Here is a 23,489-nt window from a genome sequence, read left to right as displayed (position 1 = left end):
GGCTTAGAGGGATAAGTGTTTATGAGAGTGCGGGAAGTTAGTGTATTTGATACTTAATAGTAATATAGTGTCAGTAGTCTGTGTCAGTGTCAGTAAAAATCAAAACCTAATAAACCTATAGTTTTTAAGGTTTTACTAACACTGACTACTGACACAGACACTATATAGTGTTATTTAAAAATCAAGTAACAGTAGATTTAATAAGGAGGAATAAGGATGATAATTATCGATAAGCCTTACCTGTCAGATTTATTGAAGGAAACTATTGTGGATATGGAGATACCAGTATTGGAGAACCAGTTTATGAAGGGAAAGGAATTTGCTAAAAGGGTCAACATCTTAACAGAAGAAGAGTTTATAAGAGAGTATGAAGGCACTAAGGATAATCTGCTTTATACTAACTCTGAGAACTCTCTTGGTTGGATAGGGGCCAACATCTCAGATGAGAATCTACATAATAATATAGAAATCTTCAAGGACAAAGTTAAGTTTAGAGAGTTACTTGAAGCTTTATATCCTGATTTTTATTACCAAAGTGTAGATTATGACTATTTAGAAGATTTAGATATAGCTAATATACCAAAGCCATTTATAGTTAAGCCAGCAGTAGGGTTCTTCAGCATAGGTGTACATAATGTTAGTAGTAATGAAGAGTGGGCAAGGGTAGTTAAGAATATTAAAGAAGAGATGAATAGTGTCAAAGAGCTGTATCCTCAGGAGGTTGTATCCTCAACTAAGTTTATTATTGAAGAAGTTATTGTAGGGGAAGAGATTGCAGTTGATGCTTATTATAATAGTGAGGGCCAGCCTGTAATCTTAAATATATTAGAGCATAGTTTCTCTTCTGATGAGGATGTAAGTGATAGATTGTATAGTACTTCCAAGGCTATAATCGAAAAGTACTATGATCTTACTTTAGATATGTTAAAAAAACTAGGGAGTCTCTCCAATATTAAGGGCCTTCCTCTTCATATTGAGCTTAGGGTAGATCAGGAGAATAATTCTATTCCAATTGAGGTTAACCCAATGAGATTTGCTGGGTGGTGTACTACAGATATTGCTTATTATGCTTATGGAATCAATACTTATGATTATTACTTTAAGGAGAAAGAGGTTGATTGGGAGAAGGTTTTTGCTGGTAAAGAGGATAAGGTATTTAGTATTGTAGTAGCAGATATGCCAGATGATGTGAAAAGAGATAGGATAAAGGGTATTGATTATGAAGGATTTTTTGATAACTTCACTTCAATTTTAGAGCTTAGAGATATTGATTGGAGAAAATATCCCCTCCTTGCTTTCTTATTTATCGAAACTAAGGAGGATAATAAGGAAGAGTTGGATAGAGTTTTGAAGTTGGATTTGGGTAGATATCTAAAATATTAGTTAAATAGTGACCAGAGCCTTATAAAAACATGGATAAAGTTACATATAATAGAATTAGGTGAATATAGTATAGAGTTACTTTAATGGTGAGTATTATTAGTTATCAAACTACTAGAAGGAGCTTGATATTTATCCAAGTTCTAGTAGTTGATGGTTAATAGTTATAATATTAAAAAAGGGGGAATAAAAATATGATTGACAATTATTTAAGTAAGAAGCTTAAAGTAGTATCTTTAATTGCGATAGTGATGGTGGTTTATATCTATGCTTACAATTTGACAGATAGGTTTTTGCAGCCTTTTACCCAGATATCAGATGGAATGAATCTGAGCAGTTTTTTTCAGTACTTTGTTAGTAATGGGGTTACTAGAGTAGCAGTTCCTTTATTTTTTGTTATATCAGTTTATCTATTTTATTATAATCTAGAGCCAAAGAGAGAGAATTTTCTAGCTAAATATAAAAGTAGGGCCAAAACTCTATTGGTACCTTACCTTTTATGTAGTTTACTTAGTCTCTTGTTTTTATATTTGGCCCAAGAGTTTATCTTGAGTATGGGGATACAAGATTTGTTTCCAGAGTCTGATTTTACAACTTGGTTGGTTAGGGATTATGGATTTGGAGATTATATAGTGAGAATATTCCTTTATCCAGCTGCTTATCAACTTTGGTTTATCTTGGATTTGATGATTTATGTTATTCTTTCTCCGTTAATATATTACTATTTAAAGAAGAGTGGCTACCTGGGTTTAATCCCTTTTGCGATATTTTGGTTATTAGAGCTTAATCTATATATTATTAATCCAGAAGGTATACTCTTCTTTATGTTAGGAGCTTTATTGGTGATTAAAGGAATAGATATACAAAAGAAGCTTAGTAAGAAGAAGGTTAATGCCACTTTAGTTCTTTGGTTGATAATTCTAGGTGTGAAGACTCTTTTAGCCTATTATGGTTTTCCTATTATTCTGTTGCTTTTGCATAAGATTGCAATAATCTTAGGGCTTTTTGGATTGTGGTATGGTTATGATATATATGTAGGGGAGTTAGAGGATGACAGTAAGCTTCTTTATTTAACTTCTTTTACCTTCTTTATCTTTTTATTTCATGTTCCTTTGTTAGATTTTTTAACGGATATTTGGTTAGCTCTATTAGGTAGTTCTCCTTATATTACATTTTTAGTATACCTAGTAAATCCTCTTCTTGTTATGGGAGTTATAGTTTTATTAGGTGATGTATTAAGAAATTTTTTAAAACCTGTTTATTCAACTGTAACTGGCGGGAGAGGGATAAAAGTTTAATTCTTCAGGGAATAATTAAAACATAAAAATCTAATAAAATCATTAAGAAGAGACCTGAAAGGGTCTCTTTTTGATTAAAAAGACCACTTTACATAAATTACATTTTAATTACAATAGATTCCTGCAAATCTTTGTGTTATAATAGTCTTTGTCTTAACAGTAAGTAGAGGTAATAAATTTGATAAGATTATCAATTAAATCTAGGCTTTAAATCTTTAGTTAGTCCAGATAATCATTTTAGGGTTAAGTTTATTATCAGTTATAAGATTCTTTTAAATTTAGTATAACTTAAAATATATCTTTTGTATTTAGAAATTAGAAAGGGGGAGTTCTAATGAAGGGGATAAAGATTAAAGGGGTATTGATTATTTTGGTACTAACGTTAGCTATATTATTTGGTGGTAATAGGCTGATTGATAGATACAAGGTGAATAATTCTTTACAAAATAATCTGATTGCCATTGAAGGGTTAGAGGATGTTAATATGGATAAATCCAATGGCAGATATGACTTTGAACTCTCTTTAGGTTCTAAGGGAGATCTAGAAGTTATCTTTCTAGAAAGTAAAGAGAAGATAGAAGAGACTTTAAAGGGTGAGAGTTATAGGATTAAATTTAAAGATAGTGAATCAGACACTTTAAAAGAGGTTTATAGCGGAATTAATTTGGCCCTTTATGAAGCAATTGAGACAGGTGAGTTTGTAAAATTAGGAGATCGTATAGAAGAGAATAAAGCAATTTATAATTTGGATCGTGGTGAAGTAAGAGTAGATAAAGATTATATCTATTTAGTTTTAGGGTATGAAGAAGAGAATCTTTATCGAGTTATAGAAAGAGGAAGTAATAGAAGAGGAGGTGGAATAGATGGTTAAAGAGTTTGGAATTGGTATTGGATTGGCTGGTGTTATATTCTTAGCTTTTCATGGAATAAATTTATTTCCGTTCCTTCTCTTAGGTGGAATTGCTTATTATTTGTTCAACTCTTTTAGTAAGGAGAAGGTAGGAGGAAATTTTGTAGTAGCTAAGAAAGGAGATTCTAATACCCCTAATATAAATTTCTCAGATATAGGGGGCCAAGATTCGGCAAAAAATGAACTTTTAGAGGCCTTAGAGTTTGTAAAGGCTAAGCAAGAAGTTAAGAAACTAGGGATTAGACCATTAAAGGGTCTGCTATTGAGTGGTCCTCCAGGAACTGGAAAGACTTTACTTGCTAAGGCTGCGGCTAATTATATTGATTCAGTCTTTATCTCTACTTCGGGTAGTCAGTTTATTGAAATGTATGCTGGAGTTGGAGCTAAAAGAGTTAGAAAACTCTTTAATGAAGCAAGAGATAAGGCAAAGAAGGATGGAAAGAATAATGCAATTATCTTTATTGATGAAATAGATGTACTTGGAGCAAAACGTGGACAAAATAATAGCCATATGGAATATGATCAAACTCTAAATCAGTTACTTGTAGAGCTTGATGGTATCTCTGTTGATGACAAGGTTAATGTATTGGTAGTAGGAGCTACTAATAGGATGGATACTTTAGATGATGCTTTATTACGTCCAGGTCGTTTTGATAGGATCGTTAAAGTTGATCTTCCAGATAGGGAAGGAAGAGAGCATATCCTAAAGATTCATACCAATAATAAGCCCTTGGGTGAAGGTGTAGATATAAGGAAGTTAGCCAAAGAGACCTTCCGTTTTTCTGGAGCTCAATTAGAGTCCTTAGCCAATGAAGCGGCAATTATGGCTATGAGAGAGGATTCAGAGGTTATTAATTCTGATCATTTTAGAGAAGCTGTTGATAAGGTAATGATGGGTGAAAAGTTAGATCGTAGACCAAACAAGGATGAATTAAAGAGGATTGCTTATCACGAGGTTGGACATGCTCTTCTAGGAGAGAGGGTTAACCAAGGATCTGTATCTAATATTACTATTACTTCTAGAGGTAGGGCTCTAGGTTATGTTCGCCATAATCCAGAGGATGACTTCTACCTACAAACTATCGATTATCTTAAAGACCAGATTGCCGTTTTGATAGCAGGTTCAATGGTAGAGGAAGAGGTATTAGGAAATAGAAGTACAGGAGCAGCAAATGACTTTGAGAAGGCTATGCATTTAGGTAAGCAGATTGTATTCTCTGGGATGTCTAAGTTAGGGGTAGTAAGTAAAGATACATTGCCCAAAAATATGCTTTATGAGACAATTACAGAGATTATAAAAGAAGAGGAGAAGAAAGTAAGAGAAGAGATTAAGAATAATAGAGACTTTATTGATAGTGTAGTGGATACACTTCTAGAGGAGGAGAGCATTTCAGGAGATGAGTTTAGATTAAGATTAGAATATAATAAGAAGAGTAGAACTGCATAGTAATATAGTTTCAGTTGATAGTTGTCAATTGATAATTGATAGTTAAAAACTTTTAAAAATATAAAAATCAAAGGATAGATGCTGATTAAATCTGATAAGAGCGGATTAAATTCTGATCAGAGATTAAGATAAAATAAAAAAATATTTAATCAGATCTAATCTTCTTTTATCAGATTTTTATCTGTGTTAAGTCTTTGAATTTATATTTAGATTCCTTAATTATTTCCTCAGAAACAGCACTCAGGGCATGCTTAAACCGTTATTGATTTTTAGGTATTGGTTTTACTCACCATCCGCTACTCAATACTAAAACTGAAACTATATTACTATTAAGTATAACTTTAATATAAGCAGAAGGTATAAAATTAGTAATTGAAAATAAAATGTTAAAAGCTAGGTTTGATAATCAAACCTAGCTTTATTATTTTTTGAAAGGTGTAGAAAAAGATTGCTACTTTTAAAATCCTTGGTTATAATTATAATAGAATCACTTACATAGGTGAGTAGATTTTAAATCTGGATAAGAATAAATAGTAGTAATAAGGAGGGTTTAATGGTGAGGAAATTTAGAAAGAGTTTATTGTTAGTTTTATTATTAGCTATGGGAGTTTTGGTAGTAGGGTGTAGTGAAGATAGTTTTGTTAGGAGAGCATTTAGGGGTGAAAGTAACAGGACTTCATTTATTGAAGGAGTTACAGGCCCTAGACAGGTAATTGTTGATCAAGAAAGTAGAGATTTTGAAGTTGATGCTGTGAAAATAAATGAAGAAGTTGGTGAAGAGATAAGTTATCAATGGATTTTAGGTGATTCTAATTTAGCTGAATTTACTTCACCTAATGAAGCTCAGACTAAGGTGATTGGAAGAAATCCTGGTATTACTACTGTGAAAGTAATAGTAGATGGAGTGCAATCTGGAGAAATTCCATTTGAAGTTTTAAGGGAGTACAATGAGAATTATTATACTTATTATGAAACAATTAAAGACATTAACGACGAATTAGAAAGTGGGTTTCATGCTATTGTACCTGCTCAAGATAGTACTCGTAGAGGTTATATAGCAGTAGGTTATACTGATCGTAATAATAATCAAGTGTACCCTTATATTGTAAAAGCCAACAGACAAGGAATGACTATTTGGGACAAAAAAGTTGGTGATGAGGGTGAGCATGGAAGGTTCTATGGGATCCAAGATGTAGTATATCCTTTTGGAGGTAACGATTGGTATTATTTGATTGGTTATCAAAGAGAGACTAGTAAAAATTATAGACCTTATATTGCTAAAATGAATAATGTTGGTGAAATAAAGCACCATTACCTTAATATGGCCCCTAGTAATGATGCTTACTTAAGGGATGGAATTGCCATACAAAGTAGTGAAGTAGCCAATCAGGCTGACCAAATGGTGGCAGTTGGAAATATAGGGATTAGCAGTCAAAGCAAGATGGATCCATATATAGTAGTAGTAGATATTGTAAATGAGAATGAAGGGTCAGTAGATGGAGAAAATATGAATACAATAATTGTTAAAGATGATGCTTTGCTAACTGAAAAATACTATAATTTAGAGTCTATAGTGAGGACAAAGGATGGCTTCTTAGCTGCTGGATTGGTAGGTAATAGTAGAGATAATTCAAATGGAATATTGATGAGGTTTAATGATACTTTTGAATTACAAGAGGTGTATGGATCATATGGAGGATCTTCAAGTCTGCCACGTTTATGGAAGTTAAAAGGTGAAGATAATCATGGCTTTATCGGTGAAGAGGATGAATTTGTAGTGGTAGGAGATAATGGATATGTAGCAAGGGTTGATCTAAGTAGTGGTAAAATAGAGATTAAAGATTCAACTAATATTTCAGATGTTAGTATCTTCCGTGATCTATTGAATGTAGATGATGGATATATCTTAGTAGGAACAGACGGAAGTAATGGAGTAGTTTATAAAGTTGATAACAACTTAAGAAATGCAAAACATTTAGGTGATTATGGAACCTATATCCATTCTATTGCTGAATCTACTGATGGAGATTACTATTATTTAGCAGGTACAGGTCGTAGAGATGGAAGGATTAGAGGTTATGTGGTTAAGATAGATAATAATGGAGATATAGTTAAGAGGAATTTGTAAGAGAATTATTATAGAAAAAGAGTAGTCAATCTGTGACTGCTCTTTTTCTATAATAATTGATAAAATTAATTTTAAGGTGGTTACAAAGGTGAACAAATTTCAAATAATAATCATATTAATATCTCTTTTAGTTTTTGGGAGTAGTATTGGAGTAAAGGCCAATAATTTAGAATTTAAAGGAGTACTTACATATAATACTTTAGATTATTCAGAAGATTTTGTTCGAGATGATTTAAAAGAAGGAAGCGGTTATTACTTAGAATCAACTTATTGGCTTAATGATGAATTGGGCTTAGGTCTTGGGGTTGATTTCATAAGAGCCAACTGGGAGTCTGGTTATGATTGGGTGGAGGGGAGAGAGGATTTTGAATATGAAAAGAATCTTGTTGGCTTACTTATTAATAGTAAATATAGATTGAATGATTATTTAATATTTAATAGTGGCCTTGGTTATTATAACTTCACTAAGGACCGTCATTCTCGATACTCTTGGAAAGATGGTGCAAATACAATTAGATATCAAAAAGGAAGTGGGTTAGGGGGATTAATAGGTTTAGAGTTGAATTACCCTGTTAAGAATAATTTATCAATTAGTTCGGGTATTTCATATCGGAGTACTAATATTAATATTAATAAGGTCCATTCTGGATATTGGGGAGGCTTAGTTGATAATTTAGATGATGAAAATTTGAAAATTAGAGGATTATTTTTATCAACAGGAATATCATATATGTTTTAATTTTATACTAAAACAGTATGCATAAAATAACCAAAAATGCTAAAAATAAAAAGAGAGGTGGGGTTTATGAGGGCAGAGGTAATAAGTATAGGTACAGAACTTTTACTTGGTCAGATTGTAGATACAAATGCGCAGTGGATTGCCCAAAGGTTGGCTGAGATAGGGGTTGATCTTTACCGAAAGGTTACAGTTGGGGATAATAAGGATAGAATAGTAAGTGTTTTAAAGGATTCTTTAAGTAGGGCCAACATAATTATAACGACAGGAGGCCTTGGGCCAACCCAGGATGATCTAACTAGAGAATCAGTTGCCCAGGCTTTTGGTGTGAAGTTAGTTGAAGATAAAGAGTTATTAAAGAAGATTGAAAATTACTTTACTAAGATAAATATAAATATGGCTAAAACTAATAAGAAACAAGCCTTTCTTCCTCAAGGTGCTGATCCTATAGTCAATTCCCAGGGAACTGCTCCAGGGATATTATTTAAAAAAGGTGATAAAATAGTAGTTTCATTACCAGGTGTTCCAATTGAGATGAAGGCTATGATGGAGGAGAGCATAATTCCTTTTTTAAAGGGGGATCTATTAGAGAACGAAATAATAGAATCTAAGGTGATTAAGTTAATTGGTATCGGTGAGTCTAGCTTAGAAGAGCAGATAGACGATATTTTAAAAGGACAGACCAATCCAACAGTTGCTCCCTTGGCTAGTGCTGGGGAGGTAAAGTTGAGGTTAACGGCTAAAGCAAATGATCGAGAAGAAGCAAGAAGGTTGATCACCAAGAAGGAAAAAGAGCTAGAGGAAAGAATAGGAGAGTATATTTATGGTTATAATGATGATAGCTTAGACTCTGTAGTTGCAAGATTGTTATGGGCCAAAGACCTTAAGATAGCTACAGCAGAGTCTTGTACAGGTGGCTTGATTGGCGATCGTTTAACCTCAATTCCTGGTAGCTCTAGATATTACGACAGAGGTTTAATTACTTATAGCAATAAAGCTAAAATAGACCTTCTAGGTGTAAAAGAGGAGACTCTAAATAAGTATGGAGCGGTAAGTAAAGAGACTGCAAAGGAGATGGCTTTAGGAGTAAAAGAAAGATCTGGGGTAGATATAGGTATTGCTACCACAGGAATTGCTGGTCCAGGTGGGGGTAGTGAGAAGAAGCCTGTTGGATTAGTTTATATGGGAATTGCCTATGGAGATAATGTAGAGACCTATAAATATAACTTTAATGGTAGTAGGGAGAAAGTAAAGTATCTCACTTCGCAGACTATTTTAAACTTATTAAGACTTAAATTGATTAATTCTTAACGTATAGCTGAAGCAGATATTTAGTGATGTTCTTGTTAGAGTTAAATGTTTTTATTTTGAGATTTTAAAAAAGACAAAAATCAAAGTTATTTACACAGCGCCCTGAACGAGGTGTTTTTTACCGAGTGAGGAGGACCTTTTAGATTTAGATTCCAAGAGATGTTTTTGAATTTTAAAACATTGAAAGGACCTTTTAGATTTAGATTCCATAAATGGTTTATGGTGGGCTTGCCACGAAGGGTTCGGTTTTTGAACCCGAAGGGTTATAAACCATGAAAAGTACTTCTGGGGTGATTAGATCTGATAAGAGTCGATAAAGTTCTGATTAGAGCATAAAAAAATTAAAAAGGTTTAAAATCAGATTTAATCGGGTTTGATCGGTTCTTGATCAGTGCTAAGATTTTTGGGTTTAGGTTTTTAGCACAAAGCGCATAGTTTCTAGCTAACAATACGAAGGGATAGGGTATTATGAGAAGGGAGCTGGCTGCAAAGATAATATTGGCTACTTTGTTGGTTCTATTTTTAATTAACTTTACAGGGGCTCATACCTATAAGTTAAGTGCTTTTGAGATTGAGGTAGATACTAAGTTATCTACTAATCCTTCTACAGTGATTAAATTTCCTCCCGTTGGTAGGGTTAGGGCCAACACTCATAAAGCTCCCTTAGATATTTTTATTTCCTTAGAGGCTTTGCATCAAGAAAGGTTAAGCTATATCTTAGAAAATATTGAAGATAAAGAAGAATTAGTAGATGTTTTAGGTGAGAGAACAAAAGTTATAGTTCAGTTACATCTAATAAGACTTTTTATCATATCACTTTTGGGTGGATTAGTAGGAGCTAGCTTAGTTAAGTATGATAAAGAGGCAATTATTACAGGTCTTTTGGTAGGAATAATAATAATAACCACTTTTTCAGCTTTAGCTTATTATAGTTACGATATAAATGAATTTTCTGATCCTAGCTTTGAAGGGATGTTAGAGGCTGCCCCTTGGATGATTGCTTTGATTGAAGAAGGTTTGGAGAATATTGAAAATTTAGGCTATGAGATAGAACTTATTGCTTCTAGTATAGCAGATTTATTTTCTAAAGTTGGTACTTTAAAACCCTTGGCTAGGGTTGGAGGCGATCTTAGGGTCTTGCACCTCTCTGATATTCACAATAATCCTGTAGCCCTGCCCTTTATAAAACAAATTGCCCATAGCTTTGAAGTTGATCTTATAATAGATACTGGAGATATGACAGACTATGGAACTCCTATAGAAGGAGAATTGGTAGAAGATATAGATGAACTTGGTATACCTTATATCTTTATCGGTGGAAACCATGATTCTCCTCAGATAGTAGAGAGAATGAAGGGTTTTGAGAATGTTATTGTTTTAGAGGAAGGGGTAGTTGAGATAGGAGGATTAACTATTGTAGGTGTAGAGGATCCTTCAGCTAAAAGCAATGAGATGAGAGTAAAAAGGGGAGAAGAGATTAGAGAAGATAAGGAGAAGTTAGCAGGGATGGTAAAGGGCTTAGAGAAAGACCCTGATATAGTAATAGTACATAATTCTATTTTAGCTGAAGATATCTTAGGTGAGATTCCTTTGCTTCTTCATGGGCATTATCACAACTTAAGGGTTTATGAAGAAAAGGGAACCTTAATAATTGATGCAGGAACTACTGGGGCATCGGGCTTAAGGGGGTTACAGACAAGAGAAGGGATACCTTATTCTGTAGTCTTACTCCATTATAACAAAGAAGAAGACCAGACCCTTAGCTTAGACACCTTAGATTTAATAAAATTCTATGACCGTCATAGTGGCTTTATATTAGAGCGCAAGTTAGTTAATTAGCGATAGTAATAAAGCTATTAGCTATAAGTGGTTAGTTAAAGATTTAAAGAACTTAAGCCTTTAATGTTTTGCTGATAGCTGATGAGTGATAGCTATTGCTTAGTTGCTTTTTAACATTATATGTTCTATAATTAATATATGTATCTTTTGTATATATAGTTTTGATCTTTAGATAAAAGGAGTGGATTTGAATGTCAATAGAAGAAAAGAAGAAGGCCTTAGAGAGGACCCTTAATCAGATTGAGAAGGAATTTGGTAAGGGGTCTATTATGAAGCTTGGAGATGCTAAGGCTATGGATGTTGAGACTATACCCACAGGAGCCCTTGCTTTAGATGTGGCTTTAGGTGTAGGTGGTGTACCTAAGGGAAGAATTATTGAGGTTTATGGTCCAGAATCTTCTGGTAAGACAACTGTAACCTTACATATGATTGCTGAGGTGCAGAAGCAAGGCGGAGTAGCGGCATTTATTGATGCTGAGCATGCTTTAGATCCAAAATATGCTCAAAATTTAGGTGTTAATATTAAAGAATTATTAGTTTCACAACCTAATACAGGAGAGGATGCTTTGGAGATATGTGAGGCTTTAGCTAGAAGTGGAGCAATTGATTTGATTGTAATTGACTCGGTAGCCGCTTTAGTTCCTAAGGCAGAGATTGAAGGAGAGATGGGAGACGCTCATGTTGGATTGCAGGCAAGGTTGATGTCTCAAGCCATGCGTAAATTGTCTGGTGTTTTGAGTAAGTCAAAATGTACTTGTGTATTTATCAATCAGATTCGTGAAAAGGTTGGAGTAATGTTTGGTAATCCAGAAACTACTTCTGGTGGACGAGCTCTTAAATTTTATTCTTCTGTAAGGTTAGATGTAAGAAGAAGACAGACAATTAAAGATGGTGATGATTACAAAGGAAATAGAACTAAAGTTAAGGTTGTTAAGAATAAGGTTGCTGCACCTTTTAAGACAGCTGAGTTTGATATAATGTATGGTACTGGTATATCTAGATCTGGTTGTATTTTAGATATGGGAGTAGAGTATGATATTGTTGATCGAGCAGGTTCATGGTACTCTTATGGTGATGATATCCGCTTAGGTCAGGGAAGGGAAAATTCTAAGGATTTCTTAGAAGAAAACCCAGAGTTAATGGATGAAATCGAGCACAAGATTAAGGTTAGCCTTGGTATTATCAAAGAAGATGAAGCTGAAGGAGAAGAAGTAAAGGCAGAAGATAAAGAGAGTGCATAAATAAAGAAAAAACCCTTCAATTTAATTAAATTGAAGGGTTTTTGAATTTGAGGTGATTAAATGGATTATGTTGGTGAGATAACAGCAATTAAGGCTCAAAAGAATAACCAAGGAAGATGTTCTATCTTTTTAGATGGAGAGTTTTTTATTGGAGTAGATGCAGAGTTGATTTATAAGTTTAACTTAGAAAAGGGTCATAAATTAAGTGAAGATCTATTAGACCATATTATAGATCAAGAAGATTTTATAAAAGCTAAAGAGGCAGCATTTAAATTATTATCCTATCGACAAAGAAGTAGAAGGGAGATAGAGGATAGATTGGCTAAGAAGGGCTTTGATTTTGGGGTTATAGAAGGGGTACTAAAGGTCTTAGATAGGCTTAATTATATTGATGATAGAAAGTTTGCTAGAGCTTGGATTAGAGATCGGATCACTAAAGGCTTTGGCCCATGGAGGATCAAGGGTGATCTTAGAAATAAAGGTGTAGCTAAGAAGATTATTGAAGAAGAGTTGGCTAGTGAATATGATTTTGGATTAGAGTATGATTTGGCCCTAAAATATGCTAAGAAGAAGGAAGGTCGTTACTTAGGCTTAGATGATATAGAGAGAAGGTATAAACTATCTGGTGTATTAAAGAGGAAAGGCTTCTCTTTTGAAGTAATTAATAATGTATTGGATGATCTTTTAAAGAACTAATGTGAGGTGGTGTAGGATGAAATTATTAGTAATGACTGATACGCATATTAGAGGAACTACTCCAAGTCGTCGTTTAGATGATTTTAAGGAGACACTTCTAGATAAGTTAAAAGAGGTAGGGGAGATAGCTCATAATGAGGGTGTTGATTATATATTACATGGTGGTGATTTGTTTGATAGGCCTGATACAGCTCCTTCGGTAGTAAGTGATTTTATTAAAGTTTTAAAAGACTATCCTGTTCCAATCTATATTGTAGCAGGCAACCATGATCTTTATGGTCATAACCCTGAAACCTTACCTAGAACAATGTTGGGTATTTTGGTTGCTTCTGGGATTGTTAGTCCTTTGAGTATAGAACCTATCTTTCTAGAGGAGCAAGGAGTCTCTTTACAGTTAACAGGAAGGGATTTTGATTATGACATAGATGCTAAAGGAAGTGATGCTTATAATGTTAGTAAGGATGAAAGCGTGGACTATGCTATTCATTTAGTCCATGGTATGCTCTTAGATAAGCCCTTTTTTGAAAATGGTTATACCTTAATTGAAGATGTTAAGACAGAGGCTGATATAACTATCGCTGGTCATTACCATTTAGGTTTTGGAGTCAAGACTTTTAATAGGAAATACTTTTTAAACCCCGGAGCATTGGTCAGAAGTAGTGCTGATATTAAAGAGGTAAAAAGAAAACCTAAGGTTGCAATTATTAACTTAGGTGAAGAGATTGAGATAAAACTTATGCCTTTAAAGAGGGCCAAAGCTGGGAAGGAAGTCTTAGATAGAGAAGCAATTGAGGAAGAAAAGTATAGAGAAAAGAAGTTAATTGACTTTGTTAGAGAGGTTAAAGCCTCAGATGATTTTAAGGTCTTAAGTATGCAAGAGATACTGAATAAAGTAGCCAATAATAAAGATTTAGCTGAGGAAGTTACAAAGGAGGCTTTAGCTAGGTTGGCCCAAGCTCAAGAAAAACTAGGAAAGGGGGGAGAGTAAAGCAATGGAAATTATAAAGAGTGTAGAGATATATAATTTTCAATCACATAAGGATACTAAGATAGATTTTGATAAGGGTTTAAATGTTATTACTGGACCTTCAGACCAGGGGAAGTCTGCTATAATTCGAGCTATCAGGTGGGTTCTTTACAATGAGCCTCGTGGTGATGATTTTATTAGACATGGTCATAAGGAGTGCCATGTAGGGGTTGAATTAGGTAGTGGGTATAAGATAATTCGTAAAAAAACTCCTAGCAAAAATAGATATATATTAGTTGAACCTGGAGGGGAAGAGCATATCTTTGAGCGGATAGGTAGTGGTGTTCCTGAAGAAATTCTAAATATACATAGAATGAGAAAGGTGCAGCTAGATAATAAGGATGAGATTAGCTTGAATATGGATTTTCAGCTAGAAGGGGCTTTTTTACTAACTGATACAGGTTCAACTAGGGCCAAAGTTTTAGGTAGGTTGATAAATGTTCACCTTGTTGACTTAGCAATTCGTAATACCAAAAATGAGAAGAATAGATTAGGTATTAGGACAAAAGACTTAGATGAGGAGTTAAAGAAGGATAAAAAGAGTTTAGAAGAGTTTTCTCATTTAGATGAAATGAAGGAAGATATCGATAATAAAAAAGAGTTGTTGGCCCGACTAAAAGACACTCAATCTAAATTAAGCGATTTATATAATTGCAAAGAAAAATTAAGTGGGATAGATGGTGAACTTAATAGTTTAAAGCTTACTCTAGATAAGCTTGGATTTGTAGAGCAATTAGATAATATTTATAATACATTAACCCAAAAGCATAAGAGGCTGTTAGAGGGAGAAGAGCTACTAAAGAATAAGACTGAATTAACTGCTGATTATAAGAAAAATGATGAGCTATTATCTAAATTAGAAGGTATAGAGGAAGGTAATAAATTATATATTGAATTAATAGATAAACATAATAGATTTAAGTTGACTAAAAGGCTTGCTGATGATTATAAGGTTAAAGAGAAGAGGATAAAGAATGGCAAGAGATATTTAGCTAACTTTTCTAATTTAGATCAGCTAGAGGGTCTTTACGATAAGATAGAAGTTTTAGAAGATAGGCAAATAAATTATAATAGATTATATAAAGGTTTAGACTCCATAAAGAAATCCATAGCTAAAGAAGAAGAAGTAATAAATATAACTAAAGGTGTAAAAGAAGTAAAGAAGATTGCTCAAAAGGTAGGCCCTGATCTTGAGCGGAGGTTGAATAAGCTTAGGGATCTTAAACAGAAACTTAAAAGAGTTGATCTAGAAATCAAGAGAGAAGAGAGCTTTTTAAAGCAGCTACCTAAAGCAGATGATGCAAAAGAAGTGAAAGACAATTTAAAAGGTAGTTTGTCTAAATTGGTTCAATTAAGTGAAATTAATGATAAAAATAAGGGTATATTTGAGAAAATTGATGGAGAAAAGAAGGATCTAGATAAGTTAAATAGTAATATAGAGTTTTTAGCAGAAAAATATAGTAGAATATTGAAGGATATTGGAAGGTGTCCAACATGTTTTGAAGAAATAGAAGAAGTGAAGATTGACAAAATAGTTAAAGAGCTAAAGGGGGATTATTATGAGTGAGTATAAAGCAGAAATAGAAGTGATAAAGAATAAATTAGATAGGGCAAATAAGTTAAGGGATAAAGCTATCTTTAAATTAGAGAATTTAAAGGAGCAAAGAAAGGAATTGCTTAAAGAGATAGAGGAGTTTGGAGTAAAGCCTGAAAATTTAGATAGTGAAATAAAAGAACTTGAAAAGGAGTTAAAGCTTTTAATAACTAAGGCTAAAGATCTCTTGCCAAATGATGCTATCTTAGATGGAAAGAAGGGTTAATATGTTAAAGGGTATTTTAGATACGTCTTCCTATTTGATTGGAATATTAGAGGAAGATATTAGCTTAAAAGAGGCTCGTTATAATCAACAAAAGGGTAGAAGAGATCAACTTAGAGAGAGTATAAGTCAAAAAGAGAATGATTTGGCAGAGTCTATTAAGAAGAAAGAGTTGTTAGAAGAAGTAAATATTCTCTTCCATGAAACGGCTGACTTTGCTAGAGATCAATCTAGACAGCAGATAGAATCTCTAGTAACTAAATTTTTACAGTATGTATTTGGTGAAAATTTCAGCTTTGAGATAGAGTTAGAGCAATCTAGAGGCCAGGCTTGGGCAGAGTTTTATGTAGTATCTAATCAAGGAGAGTATAAGGTTAAAAACAAGCCTCAAGATGCAAGGGGAGGGGGGGTAGTAGATGTTGTATCTTTAGCCTTAAGAGTAGCTGTTTTAGAGAGCCATCAAAGTCCTCCTGTTGATGGGCCAATTATTTTAGATGAGCCAGCCAAACATGTAAGTGAGGAGTATATAGTAAAGGTCACTAAATTTTTAAAGGAGATAAATGGACTTTTTGGTAGACAGATTATAGTTGTAACCCATCAAGGCCATTTGGCCCAAGTAGCTGATAAGTCATTTAGAGTAGAATTAAAGGAAGGCAAGAGTGAAGTTATTGACGGCATTCTAGCTTGACATTAAGCAATTTAAAAGATAAAATATAAACGTGATAGTTTCTTTTAGAAAAATATAAAGTTAATAAAGGTACAATTAAATAATGAATGGAGGTGAGGCGTAGTGAACTATGTATTTATCGTAAGTGGTTTAGTAATTGGGGTTATTAGTGGCTTTGCCGTTAGAAAATATATTGCAGAGAGTAAGATTGGAACTGCTGAATTAGAAGCGGAAAGAATAGTAGAGGATGCCAAAAGAGAGGCTGAATCTACTAAGCGTGAAGCTTTAGTTGAAGCCAAAGAGCAAGCCCATGAGATAAAAGGAGAAGTTGAAAGAGAGTGTCGTGAGCGTAGGAATGAATTGCAGAAATTTGAAAGTCGTCTCTTAAAGAAGGAAGAGAATTTAGATCGGAAATCAGATTCTTTGATAGCACGAGAAGAAACTATTCAAAAAAGGGAAGTAAGTACTAAGAAGAAAGAAAAAGAGGTTAGTCAGTTAAAAGACAAGCAGGTTGAAGAGATGGAGAAACTTGCTGGTTTAACTACAGAACAAGCTAAAGATTTACTATTAAATAGAGTTGAAGATGAAATTAGCCATGAGATGGCTAAGAAGATTAAAGATTTAGAAGCTCAAGCTAAGGAAGAGTCAGACAAAAAGGCTAAAGAGATAATTTCTTCAGCTATTCAAAGATGTGCTGCCGACCATGTTGCTGAGACTACAGTTTCAGTAGTTTCTTTACCAAATGATGAAATGAAAGGAAGAATTATTGGTAGAGAAGGGAGAAATATTAGAGCTCTAGAAAGTTTAACAGGAATCGATTTAATTATTGATGATACTCCAGAAGCTGTTGTTTTATCAGGCTTTGATCCAATTAGAAGAGAGATAGCTAGAATAGCTTTAGAGAAATTGATAATAGATGGTCGTATACATCCAGCTCGTATCGAAGAGATGGTAGAGAAGGCTAGAAATGAAATCGATGATAAGATTTATGAGGTAGGAGAGCAAGCAACTTTCGATACAGATGTCCATGGTTTGGATCGTGAAACTATTAAGTTATTAGGTAGATTAAATTATAGGACAAGTTATGGTCAAAATGTATTGAAGCACTCTATAGAGGTATCTCATTTGGCAGGAGTTATGGCTTCTGAACTAGGTGTTGATGTTAATATAGCTAAGAGAGCAGGTCTTTTACATGATATAGGTAAAGCAATAGACCATGAAGTAGAAGGGCCGCATGTGAAGATTGGAGTTGATTTCACACGAAAACATGGAGAATCTGAAAAGGTTATTCATGCAATTGAAGCTCATCATGGTGATGTAGAGCCAAGTACTGTAGAAGCTGTCTTAGTAGCTGCTGCTGATGCTGTTTCTGCTGCTAGACCAGGGGCACGACGTGAAACTTTAGAGTCTTATATCAAGCGTCTTGAAAAGCTAGAAGATATAGCTGATTCATTCTCTGGTGTTGGTAAATCCTTTGCTATACAAGCAGGACGAGAGATAAGAATTATGGTAGAACCAGAAGAAGTGGATGATACAATGGCAAGTAAGCTTGCTTATGAAGTTTCTAAGAAGATAGAGGATAATTTAGAGTATCCTGGACAGATAAAGGTAACAGTAGTTAGAGAAATTAGATCAGTCCAGTATGCTAAATAAGATATGAATATAATAATCAATCAAAAGCAGTCCTTTTAAAAGGACTGCTTTTTGTTTGTAATTTTATTTTTAAAATATTAGTTAAATTAACTTCTTAGAAGCTATCCATAAACTTAGCTATGAGTACATAATACATAGCTAAAATAGGTCAAAGGACATCTTATATAGTTTAAGTTAAAGCAAGAATAAATTCTTCAAAGAGGAATAATTTAAATTCAACTTATTTTCAAATAAAAGAGGATTTACTTAAAATATATTTAATTATTTAAAGTAAGGAATAGATATTATTATAAAACTAATAAATTTAGCTAATAATTAAAGGAGTTGCTGAAGATGAAAAAAGATCAGTTGAAATTAAGTCAAGATGACAATATAGAGTTATTAACTTCTATTTTATTGGAATATCCTTTGGTAAATACTATTGATATGAATCTAGATGAGAAATGGTACAAGCTATCATTTTTAATCGATGATTCGCTAACTGATGAAAGTTGGGAGAAAAAGAAGAAGTTGATTGAACAGAATTTTAGATTATTTAATAAGTTACAAAAGCAAAGTAGTGAAGGTTTAAAGTTAGAAAGATATAATTATGAAGTTATAAACAAAGTTATGTTAACTAGAGATTTAGAAGGGGCATCACAAAAAGAGTTAGATTTTATTGTTAGCTTAATAAAAAGAAGTTTTTCGGGCAAATTACTAGAAAAGGAAGAAAATTATTTTTCTATAGCCCAAAGTTCAATTGATGGTCTTTTAGATAAGGTTAAAGATTATAAACCTATTAATAAAGTAGGCTTAGAATACTCAGGGTTTAGAGAAGAAGGTAAGATAATGGTCTTTGATAAAAGTAGTAATGTAGATTAGGATATATGTAAGGGGGAAATGATTAAGTTGATGAAGATTTTATTGATTGGAGATATTGTAGGAAGAACAGGAAGAAGAGCAGTAAGGGAATTACTGCCTAATATTATAGAAAAGGAAAAACCTGATTTTATAATTGCTAATGGTGAGAATGCAGCAGGCGGTTTTGGTTTAACTGAGGGAGTTATGGATGAATTATTGGATTATAATATAGATTTATTGACGACTGGAAATCATGTTTGGGATAATAAGGACATATTTAATTTTATAGATGAAAGTGATAAAGTAATTAGACCTTATAATTATCCTCAAGGTGTACCAGGAGTAGGGTACAAAGTAATTAAAAAGGGCCAATACACTCTTGGTGTTATAAATTTAATGGGAAGAGTATTTCTAGGAGATTATGATTGTCCGTTTCGTTCAGTAGATCAGCTAATAGATGAATTAAAAGAGAAGGTAGATGGAATCGTAATTGACTTTCATGCTGAGGCTACTGCTGAAAAAGAAGCCTTTGGTTGGTATGTAGATGGAAGGGTCTCTCTTGTTGCTGGTACTCATACCCATGTTCAAACTGCCGATGAAAGGGTCTTACCTGGAGGAACAGCTTACATAACTGATTTAGGATTAACTGGGGGTATAGATTCTATTTTGGGAATGAATATTGATGAGCCATTAAATAGATTTTTAACTCAATTGCCTAATAGGTTTAAGGTGGCAAAAGGTGATACAAAATTATCTGGTTTAATTGTTCAGATAAATTCTGATAATGGTTTAGCAACTTCAGTTAAGAGGGTTTGTGAAGTATATAAAAATAATTAAATTTTTTTATTTTTTTCACCTTTCGTGAAGGAATTATTTTGTAAATATTGAAATAAGTATACATATCAATTAATTTATAAAATAAAATGGGAGGTATTTAATATGGAAGTATTGAAAGTATCATCTAATTCAACACCTAATTCAGTAGCTGGAGCCTTAGCTGGAGTTTTAAGGGACAATGGAGGAGCAGAACTACAAGCGGTAGGGGCAGGAGCATTAAACCAAGCAGTAAAAGCAGTAGCGATTGCTAGAGGTTATGTTGCGCCAAGTGGCTTGGATTTAGTTTGTATCCCGGCTTTTACTGATATTGAGATTGATGGGGAAGAAAGAACTGCTATGAAATTAATTGTACAGCCAAGATAATCTTAATAAAAAAAAGAACAACCCGCTAGTGGGTTGTTCTTTTTTTATGTATAATTTATCTTTAAGAGACTAAAACTACAAATAGGATAGCTATAATTATATGGAGGTGCAAAGAAGTATGCCAATGGGAGTAGTAGTTTTAGTTGTGCTACAAATTTTAATTTACTTTGGTTTTGCAGAGCGGGTAATTGAGAGAATGGGTATCAGCAATAGAGGAATACTCATATTTTTTGCTTTAATGATTGTGGGGAGTTTTATAGATATACCCATTAGTTCAGAGCCGGTAATTAATATTAACTTAGGTGGCGCAATAGTACCAATAGCTTTAGCTATTTATATTTTGTCTAAAGCAGATGAGAAGAAGGAAGTTGTTAGAACAGTTATTGCAACTGTACTGGCAGGTGGTGCTATCTTTGCTTTAACCCAGTTTTATCAATTTGAAGAGGGTCATACCTTAATCGATACCAATTATCTCTTTCCAATAGTCATAGGAGTAATTGCGTATGCTGTTGGTCGTTCACGGCGTGGGGCTTTTGTTGCAGGGGTTTTAGGTTTTCTTATCTATGATTTAATTCACCTCTTTAGAATAACTTTGGGAGGAATTCCTGGAGAAGCAGAGATTGGAGGGGCGGGAGCCTTTGATTCTATAGTTATGAGTGGTTTGATAGCTGTATTATTAGCTGAAATAGTAGGAGAGTTAAGGGAGAATATAGGGGGTACTAAAAAGAAGAAAGAGGGTTATTTTAGAGGAGATAAGTTGGCCCCTGGTAATGTTGAGTTTGGTGAATTAGGTAGTAGAAAGGATAGAAAAAAGGATGATAGGGGTGAAGTAGATGAGAGGAGTGAAGGGGATGAATAAAAGGCTCATTGTTACATCCTTGATTCTAGTCATTATTTTAGGAGTTATTTCAGTGGATACCTCCTTTGCCGAGGAAGAAGTAGAGTATTATACTATAGTGGATGAAGAGGGTAATGTTATCTTTGAAACAGCAATGGAGATTCATTTAGGGGATTATTATATAAATCAAGATAATGATAAGTATACAATAGTTGAAATAAATGGTAATCAAGGGGTTGCTAGATTTGAAGAGAGGGTAAAGCTTGTAGAAAATGAAGATGAACTCTTTGCATTATCTCAAAGTTTGTTGGCCCAAGGTGCTAATAAGGAGGTTGCTTTATATAACACCCATAGTGCTGAGTCTTATGTGCCAACAAGTGGAACTGATAGTAAGTTAGGTGATGGTGATGTATATGATGTTGCTCATATATTTGGCGAGGAGTTAGAAGCACGAGGGATAAATGTAAATCATGATTGGTCAAAGCATGATCCTCATGATGGCGGTGCTTATGAAAGGTCTCGTAGAACTGCCGTTGATCTGGTAGAAGGAGCTCCTGATGCTTTATTAGACATACATCGTGATGGTGTTCCAAACCCTGATGAATATGTTGCTGAGGTAAATGGAGAAACAGTAGGACAGGTTAGATTAGTTGTAGGAAGGCAGAATCCTCAACTAGAGGTTAATGATCAATTTGCTGGTACATTAAAAGCTATCTCTGATGAATTTTATCCTGGGCTTATGCATGGTATTTTTTATGCTCAGGGAAAGTATAATCAAGATTTATCACCAAGAGCTTTATTAATAGAGTTTGGAACTCATGTAATTCCCCAAGAGCAAGCTGTAGCAGGAGCAAAGCTTTTTGCAGATGTTGTAGATAAAGCCCTTTATGGTGGAGATGACCCTGGTGCAACAGAAGCAGGTGGGACTACAACAGATGCTACTAAAGCAGGTGAATCAGCTGGAGCAACAAGGTCGATTATTATTGTATTATTAATAGCAGTTCTTGGTGGAGGATTCTTACTAATTGCTAATGAAGGTGGTTTAGGAGGAGCTGTAGATAAGGTTAAAGGGATTGGTGGTAAGATGAATAATGCAATAGGTATAGGTAAAAAAGATGAAAAAGAGAAAAAAGAAGAAGATAAAAAGGGTAAGGAGGAGTAGGATTGGAGGATTAAAAAATTATGATTAAGCATGGTACAATGATTCTATTGGCGGTAATTTTAGGAACAGGTTTTAGAGTATCATTATTAAAGGTTGATTATCGCCAGTATCCAGGTTACCCTAATGGTTATATAGTGCACTTAACCTTTGGTTTTATTGCAGCTGTCTTAGGAAGTCTGATTATGCCTGCGCTGATAGAGGAAAATTATATAGCAGTAACTGTTTTGGGTGCAGCAGTACAACAATTTAGGGATATTCGAAATATGGAAAGAGACTTTTTATCTGAAATAGAGGCAACAGAGATAATTCCACGGGGGAAAGCGTATATAGAAGGAGTTGCCAAAAATTTTGAAGCAAGAAATTATTTAGCTTTAATTACTGCTTTTATGACTACTGTGGGGTATTATATACTTGAGCAATTAGGGGTGGAATTATTATTTCGCGGTTTAGCTGGTATAGTCTTAGGTGGTATAGTAGGCTATATTCTTTATAAAATTATGTCTAATAAGACAGTAGGTGATATAGCAAAAGTTAGAATAACTGATATAGAGTTCTCTGGGCCAATGGATGCTAATATGGGGGTTGAAGGTGTAATTATGATGAATATTGGTTTAAAGGAAGCTTTAGATAACTGGAAAGAATCAGGTGTAGGAATAGTAATTGAGCCCAAGGATGATAATGCTAGAGCTACTTTGGCTAATATAGGTCAAAGACAGGCTATAATGCATGATTTGGTAAGTCAGTTAGGAACAAAATTAGATAAAGGGATACCGGATTATACACCCGTAAACCAGTTGAATTTAGATACTGGTAGAGTTGGAATGTTGATTGTTCCTATAGAAAAAGATAAAGAATGTATTAAAGAGGCAGTAGAGAGTACCCCTATTTTGGAGGATGCAAAACGAAAACCCTTAGCAACTAAAGTGGGTCGAAAAGCAGCTGATTAAGAAGAGGTGATGGTATGATGGAGGGAAAAGAAGAAGGGATAGTAGCAGTTGTTACTTTAAAGGAGAATGCTCATAAGGTAGAGGGAGGAAGGGCATCGGTATTTTATGCTGAAAATGAAGAAGAGTTAGAATACCTTACTATGCTATTATCCAGAATAACTACAGCTATGGCACATAACTTAGGAAATGGTGTTTATATACTTGTTAAGCATTGAAATTATTAGAAACTAGTCTTACATCCTTAGGTGTAGAGGCTGGTTTCTTTTTATAGTAATAAAACGGAGCTTTATTACTAGTGATGAGTAATCAGTAATGGGTAATGGGAAAAACCTTAAAAAACAAGAAACACCTT

22 protein-coding genes are annotated in these 23,489 nt (G+C 33.9%); all 22 read left to right on the top strand.

The window, feature by feature from the left end; translation table 11 throughout:
• Nucleotides 1-216 precede the first annotated feature (216 nt).
• The 22 genes from HALSAC_RS0104140 to HALSAC_RS0104035 all read left to right on the top strand — a co-directional run bounded on the left by HALSAC_RS0104140 (nt 217) and on the right by HALSAC_RS0104035 (nt 23,352).
• Nucleotides 217-1,383, top strand: coding sequence for an ATP-grasp domain-containing protein (locus HALSAC_RS0104140; RefSeq protein WP_027339202.1), 1,167 nt, complete (start codon nt 217-219; stop codon nt 1,381-1,383).
• A 191-nt stretch (nt 1,384-1,574) separates the two neighbouring features.
• Nucleotides 1,575-2,678 (top strand): acyltransferase family protein, encoded by a 1,104-nt coding sequence (locus HALSAC_RS0104135; protein WP_027339201.1) that lies wholly within the window; start codon nt 1,575-1,577, stop codon nt 2,676-2,678.
• A 334-nt stretch (nt 2,679-3,012) separates the two neighbouring features.
• The gene (locus HALSAC_RS0104130; RefSeq protein ID WP_027339200.1) at nt 3,013-3,549 is read left to right on the top strand and encodes a hypothetical protein; all 537 of its coding nucleotides are present in this window, start codon (nt 3,013-3,015) and stop codon (nt 3,547-3,549) included.
• Nucleotides 3,542-5,035, top strand: coding sequence for an AAA family ATPase (locus HALSAC_RS0104125; RefSeq protein WP_027339199.1), 1,494 nt, complete (start codon nt 3,542-3,544; stop codon nt 5,033-5,035). Before HALSAC_RS0104130 ends, HALSAC_RS0104125 begins: the two co-directional genes overlap by 8 nt.
• Nucleotides 5,036-5,588: 553 nt before the next feature.
• On the top strand, nt 5,589-7,163 hold the full coding sequence (locus tag HALSAC_RS0104120) for a YncE family protein (RefSeq protein WP_027339198.1): 1,575 nt from the start codon (nt 5,589-5,591) through the stop codon (nt 7,161-7,163).
• Nucleotides 7,164-7,251: 88 nt separating this feature from the next.
• Nucleotides 7,252-7,902, top strand: a complete 651-nt coding sequence (locus HALSAC_RS0104115) for an outer membrane beta-barrel protein (RefSeq protein ID WP_027339197.1) — start codon at nt 7,252-7,254, stop codon at nt 7,900-7,902.
• Between the two features lie 66 nt (nt 7,903-7,968).
• A complete protein-coding gene (locus tag HALSAC_RS0104110; RefSeq protein WP_027339196.1) occupies nt 7,969-9,210 on the top strand; it encodes a competence/damage-inducible protein A in 1,242 nt (413 codons plus the stop codon).
• Nucleotides 9,211-9,678: 468 nt separating this feature from the next.
• Entirely contained in the window at nt 9,679-11,049 is a 1,371-nt protein-coding gene (locus tag HALSAC_RS0104105) for a metallophosphoesterase family protein (protein WP_027339195.1), read from the top strand.
• Nucleotides 11,050-11,240: 191 nt separating this feature from the next.
• On the top strand, nt 11,241-12,290 hold the full coding sequence (gene recA, locus HALSAC_RS0104100) for a recombinase RecA (protein WP_027339194.1): 1,050 nt from the start codon (nt 11,241-11,243) through the stop codon (nt 12,288-12,290).
• A gap of 60 nt (nt 12,291-12,350) precedes the next feature.
• Nucleotides 12,351-12,986 (top strand): RecX family transcriptional regulator, encoded by a 636-nt coding sequence (locus HALSAC_RS0104095; protein ID WP_027339193.1) that lies wholly within the window; start codon nt 12,351-12,353, stop codon nt 12,984-12,986.
• Between the two features lie 16 nt (nt 12,987-13,002).
• Nucleotides 13,003-13,974 (top strand): metallophosphoesterase, encoded by a 972-nt coding sequence (locus HALSAC_RS0104090; protein WP_027339192.1) that lies wholly within the window; start codon nt 13,003-13,005, stop codon nt 13,972-13,974.
• 4 nt (nt 13,975-13,978) lie between these two features.
• Entirely contained in the window at nt 13,979-15,580 is a 1,602-nt protein-coding gene (locus HALSAC_RS15005) for an AAA family ATPase (protein ID WP_035571268.1), read from the top strand.
• Nucleotides 15,573-15,833: a hypothetical protein gene (locus tag HALSAC_RS0104080; protein WP_027339191.1), complete on the top strand. Its 261-nt coding sequence runs from the start codon at nt 15,573-15,575 to the stop codon at nt 15,831-15,833. The genes HALSAC_RS15005 and HALSAC_RS0104080 overlap by 8 nt, the downstream gene beginning before the upstream one ends.
• Nucleotides 15,817-16,518 carry a DNA repair protein RecN gene (locus HALSAC_RS0104075; RefSeq protein ID WP_245579423.1) on the top strand — a complete coding sequence of 234 codons (702 nt, stop codon included), beginning with the start codon at nt 15,817-15,819 and terminating at the stop codon, nt 16,516-16,518. The genes HALSAC_RS0104080 and HALSAC_RS0104075 overlap by 17 nt, the downstream gene beginning before the upstream one ends.
• A gap of 102 nt (nt 16,519-16,620) precedes the next feature.
• Nucleotides 16,621-18,150 (top strand): ribonuclease Y, encoded by a 1,530-nt coding sequence (gene rny / locus HALSAC_RS0104070; RefSeq protein WP_027339189.1) that lies wholly within the window; start codon nt 16,621-16,623, stop codon nt 18,148-18,150.
• A 333-nt stretch (nt 18,151-18,483) separates the two neighbouring features.
• Nucleotides 18,484-19,011 carry a hypothetical protein gene (locus HALSAC_RS0104065; RefSeq protein WP_027339188.1) on the top strand — a complete coding sequence of 176 codons (528 nt, stop codon included), beginning with the start codon at nt 18,484-18,486 and terminating at the stop codon, nt 19,009-19,011.
• Between the two features lie 30 nt (nt 19,012-19,041).
• Nucleotides 19,042-19,827, top strand: coding sequence for a TIGR00282 family metallophosphoesterase (locus tag HALSAC_RS0104060; RefSeq protein WP_027339187.1), 786 nt, complete (start codon nt 19,042-19,044; stop codon nt 19,825-19,827).
• A 102-nt stretch (nt 19,828-19,929) separates the two neighbouring features.
• The gene (locus HALSAC_RS0104055) at nt 19,930-20,190 is read left to right on the top strand and encodes a stage V sporulation protein S (protein ID WP_027339186.1); all 261 of its coding nucleotides are present in this window, start codon (nt 19,930-19,932) and stop codon (nt 20,188-20,190) included.
• Between the two features lie 118 nt (nt 20,191-20,308).
• Nucleotides 20,309-21,049 carry a DUF1614 domain-containing protein gene (locus tag HALSAC_RS0104050; protein WP_027339185.1) on the top strand — a complete coding sequence of 247 codons (741 nt, stop codon included), beginning with the start codon at nt 20,309-20,311 and terminating at the stop codon, nt 21,047-21,049.
• On the top strand, nt 21,024-22,190 hold the full coding sequence (spoIIP, locus tag HALSAC_RS15000; protein WP_084804320.1) for a stage II sporulation protein P: 1,167 nt from the start codon (nt 21,024-21,026) through the stop codon (nt 22,188-22,190). The genes HALSAC_RS0104050 and spoIIP overlap by 26 nt, the downstream gene beginning before the upstream one ends.
• A gap of 20 nt (nt 22,191-22,210) precedes the next feature.
• Entirely contained in the window at nt 22,211-23,137 is a 927-nt protein-coding gene (locus HALSAC_RS0104040; RefSeq protein ID WP_027339184.1) for a YIEGIA family protein, read from the top strand.
• 14 nt (nt 23,138-23,151) lie between these two features.
• Nucleotides 23,152-23,352, top strand: a complete 201-nt coding sequence (locus HALSAC_RS0104035) for a capping complex subunit for YIEGIA (RefSeq protein ID WP_084804319.1) — start codon at nt 23,152-23,154, stop codon at nt 23,350-23,352.
• Nucleotides 23,353-23,489 lie beyond the last annotated feature (137 nt).

It is taken from the genome of Halonatronum saccharophilum DSM 13868, assembly GCF_000517025.1.
Lineage (GTDB): Bacteria > Bacillota > Halanaerobiia > Halobacteroidales > Halobacteroidaceae > Halonatronum > Halonatronum saccharophilum.
This window is presented reverse-complemented; position numbering and strand designations above follow the sequence as displayed.

Excerpts from the sequence above, each read along its gene's own strand:
- HALSAC_RS0104055 (WP_027339186.1), top strand. The coding sequence starts at position 19,930 with ATGGAAGTATTGAAAGTATCATCTAATTCAACACCTAATTCAGTAGCT.
- HALSAC_RS0104110 (WP_027339196.1), top strand. The coding sequence starts at position 7,969 with ATGAGGGCAGAGGTAATAAGTATAGGTACAGAACTTTTACTTGGTCAG.
- HALSAC_RS0104090 (WP_027339192.1), top strand. The coding sequence starts at position 13,003 with ATGAAATTATTAGTAATGACTGATACGCATATTAGAGGAACTACTCCA.
- HALSAC_RS0104120 (WP_027339198.1), top strand. The coding sequence starts at position 5,589 with ATGGTGAGGAAATTTAGAAAGAGTTTATTGTTAGTTTTATTATTAGCT.
- HALSAC_RS0104130 (WP_027339200.1), top strand. The coding sequence starts at position 3,013 with ATGAAGGGGATAAAGATTAAAGGGGTATTGATTATTTTGGTACTAACG.
- HALSAC_RS0104095 (WP_027339193.1), top strand. The coding sequence starts at position 12,351 with ATGGATTATGTTGGTGAGATAACAGCAATTAAGGCTCAAAAGAATAAC.
- HALSAC_RS0104140 (WP_027339202.1), top strand. The coding sequence starts at position 217 with ATGATAATTATCGATAAGCCTTACCTGTCAGATTTATTGAAGGAAACT.
- HALSAC_RS15005 (WP_035571268.1), top strand. The coding sequence starts at position 13,979 with ATGGAAATTATAAAGAGTGTAGAGATATATAATTTTCAATCACATAAG.
- HALSAC_RS0104105 (WP_027339195.1), top strand. The coding sequence starts at position 9,679 with ATGAGAAGGGAGCTGGCTGCAAAGATAATATTGGCTACTTTGTTGGTT.
- HALSAC_RS0104080 (WP_027339191.1), top strand. The coding sequence starts at position 15,573 with ATGAGTGAGTATAAAGCAGAAATAGAAGTGATAAAGAATAAATTAGAT.
- HALSAC_RS0104135 (WP_027339201.1), top strand. The coding sequence starts at position 1,575 with ATGATTGACAATTATTTAAGTAAGAAGCTTAAAGTAGTATCTTTAATT.
- HALSAC_RS0104050 (WP_027339185.1), top strand. The coding sequence starts at position 20,309 with ATGCCAATGGGAGTAGTAGTTTTAGTTGTGCTACAAATTTTAATTTAC.
- HALSAC_RS0104125 (WP_027339199.1), top strand. The coding sequence starts at position 3,542 with ATGGTTAAAGAGTTTGGAATTGGTATTGGATTGGCTGGTGTTATATTC.
- HALSAC_RS0104060 (WP_027339187.1), top strand. The coding sequence starts at position 19,042 with ATGAAGATTTTATTGATTGGAGATATTGTAGGAAGAACAGGAAGAAGA.
- HALSAC_RS0104035 (WP_084804319.1), top strand. The coding sequence starts at position 23,152 with ATGATGGAGGGAAAAGAAGAAGGGATAGTAGCAGTTGTTACTTTAAAG.
- HALSAC_RS0104065 (WP_027339188.1), top strand. The coding sequence starts at position 18,484 with ATGAAAAAAGATCAGTTGAAATTAAGTCAAGATGACAATATAGAGTTA.
- HALSAC_RS0104075 (WP_245579423.1), top strand. The coding sequence starts at position 15,817 with ATGGAAAGAAGGGTTAATATGTTAAAGGGTATTTTAGATACGTCTTCC.
- recA (WP_027339194.1), top strand. The coding sequence starts at position 11,241 with ATGTCAATAGAAGAAAAGAAGAAGGCCTTAGAGAGGACCCTTAATCAG.
- spoIIP (WP_084804320.1), top strand. The coding sequence starts at position 21,024 with ATGAGAGGAGTGAAGGGGATGAATAAAAGGCTCATTGTTACATCCTTG.
- HALSAC_RS0104040 (WP_027339184.1), top strand. The coding sequence starts at position 22,211 with ATGATTAAGCATGGTACAATGATTCTATTGGCGGTAATTTTAGGAACA.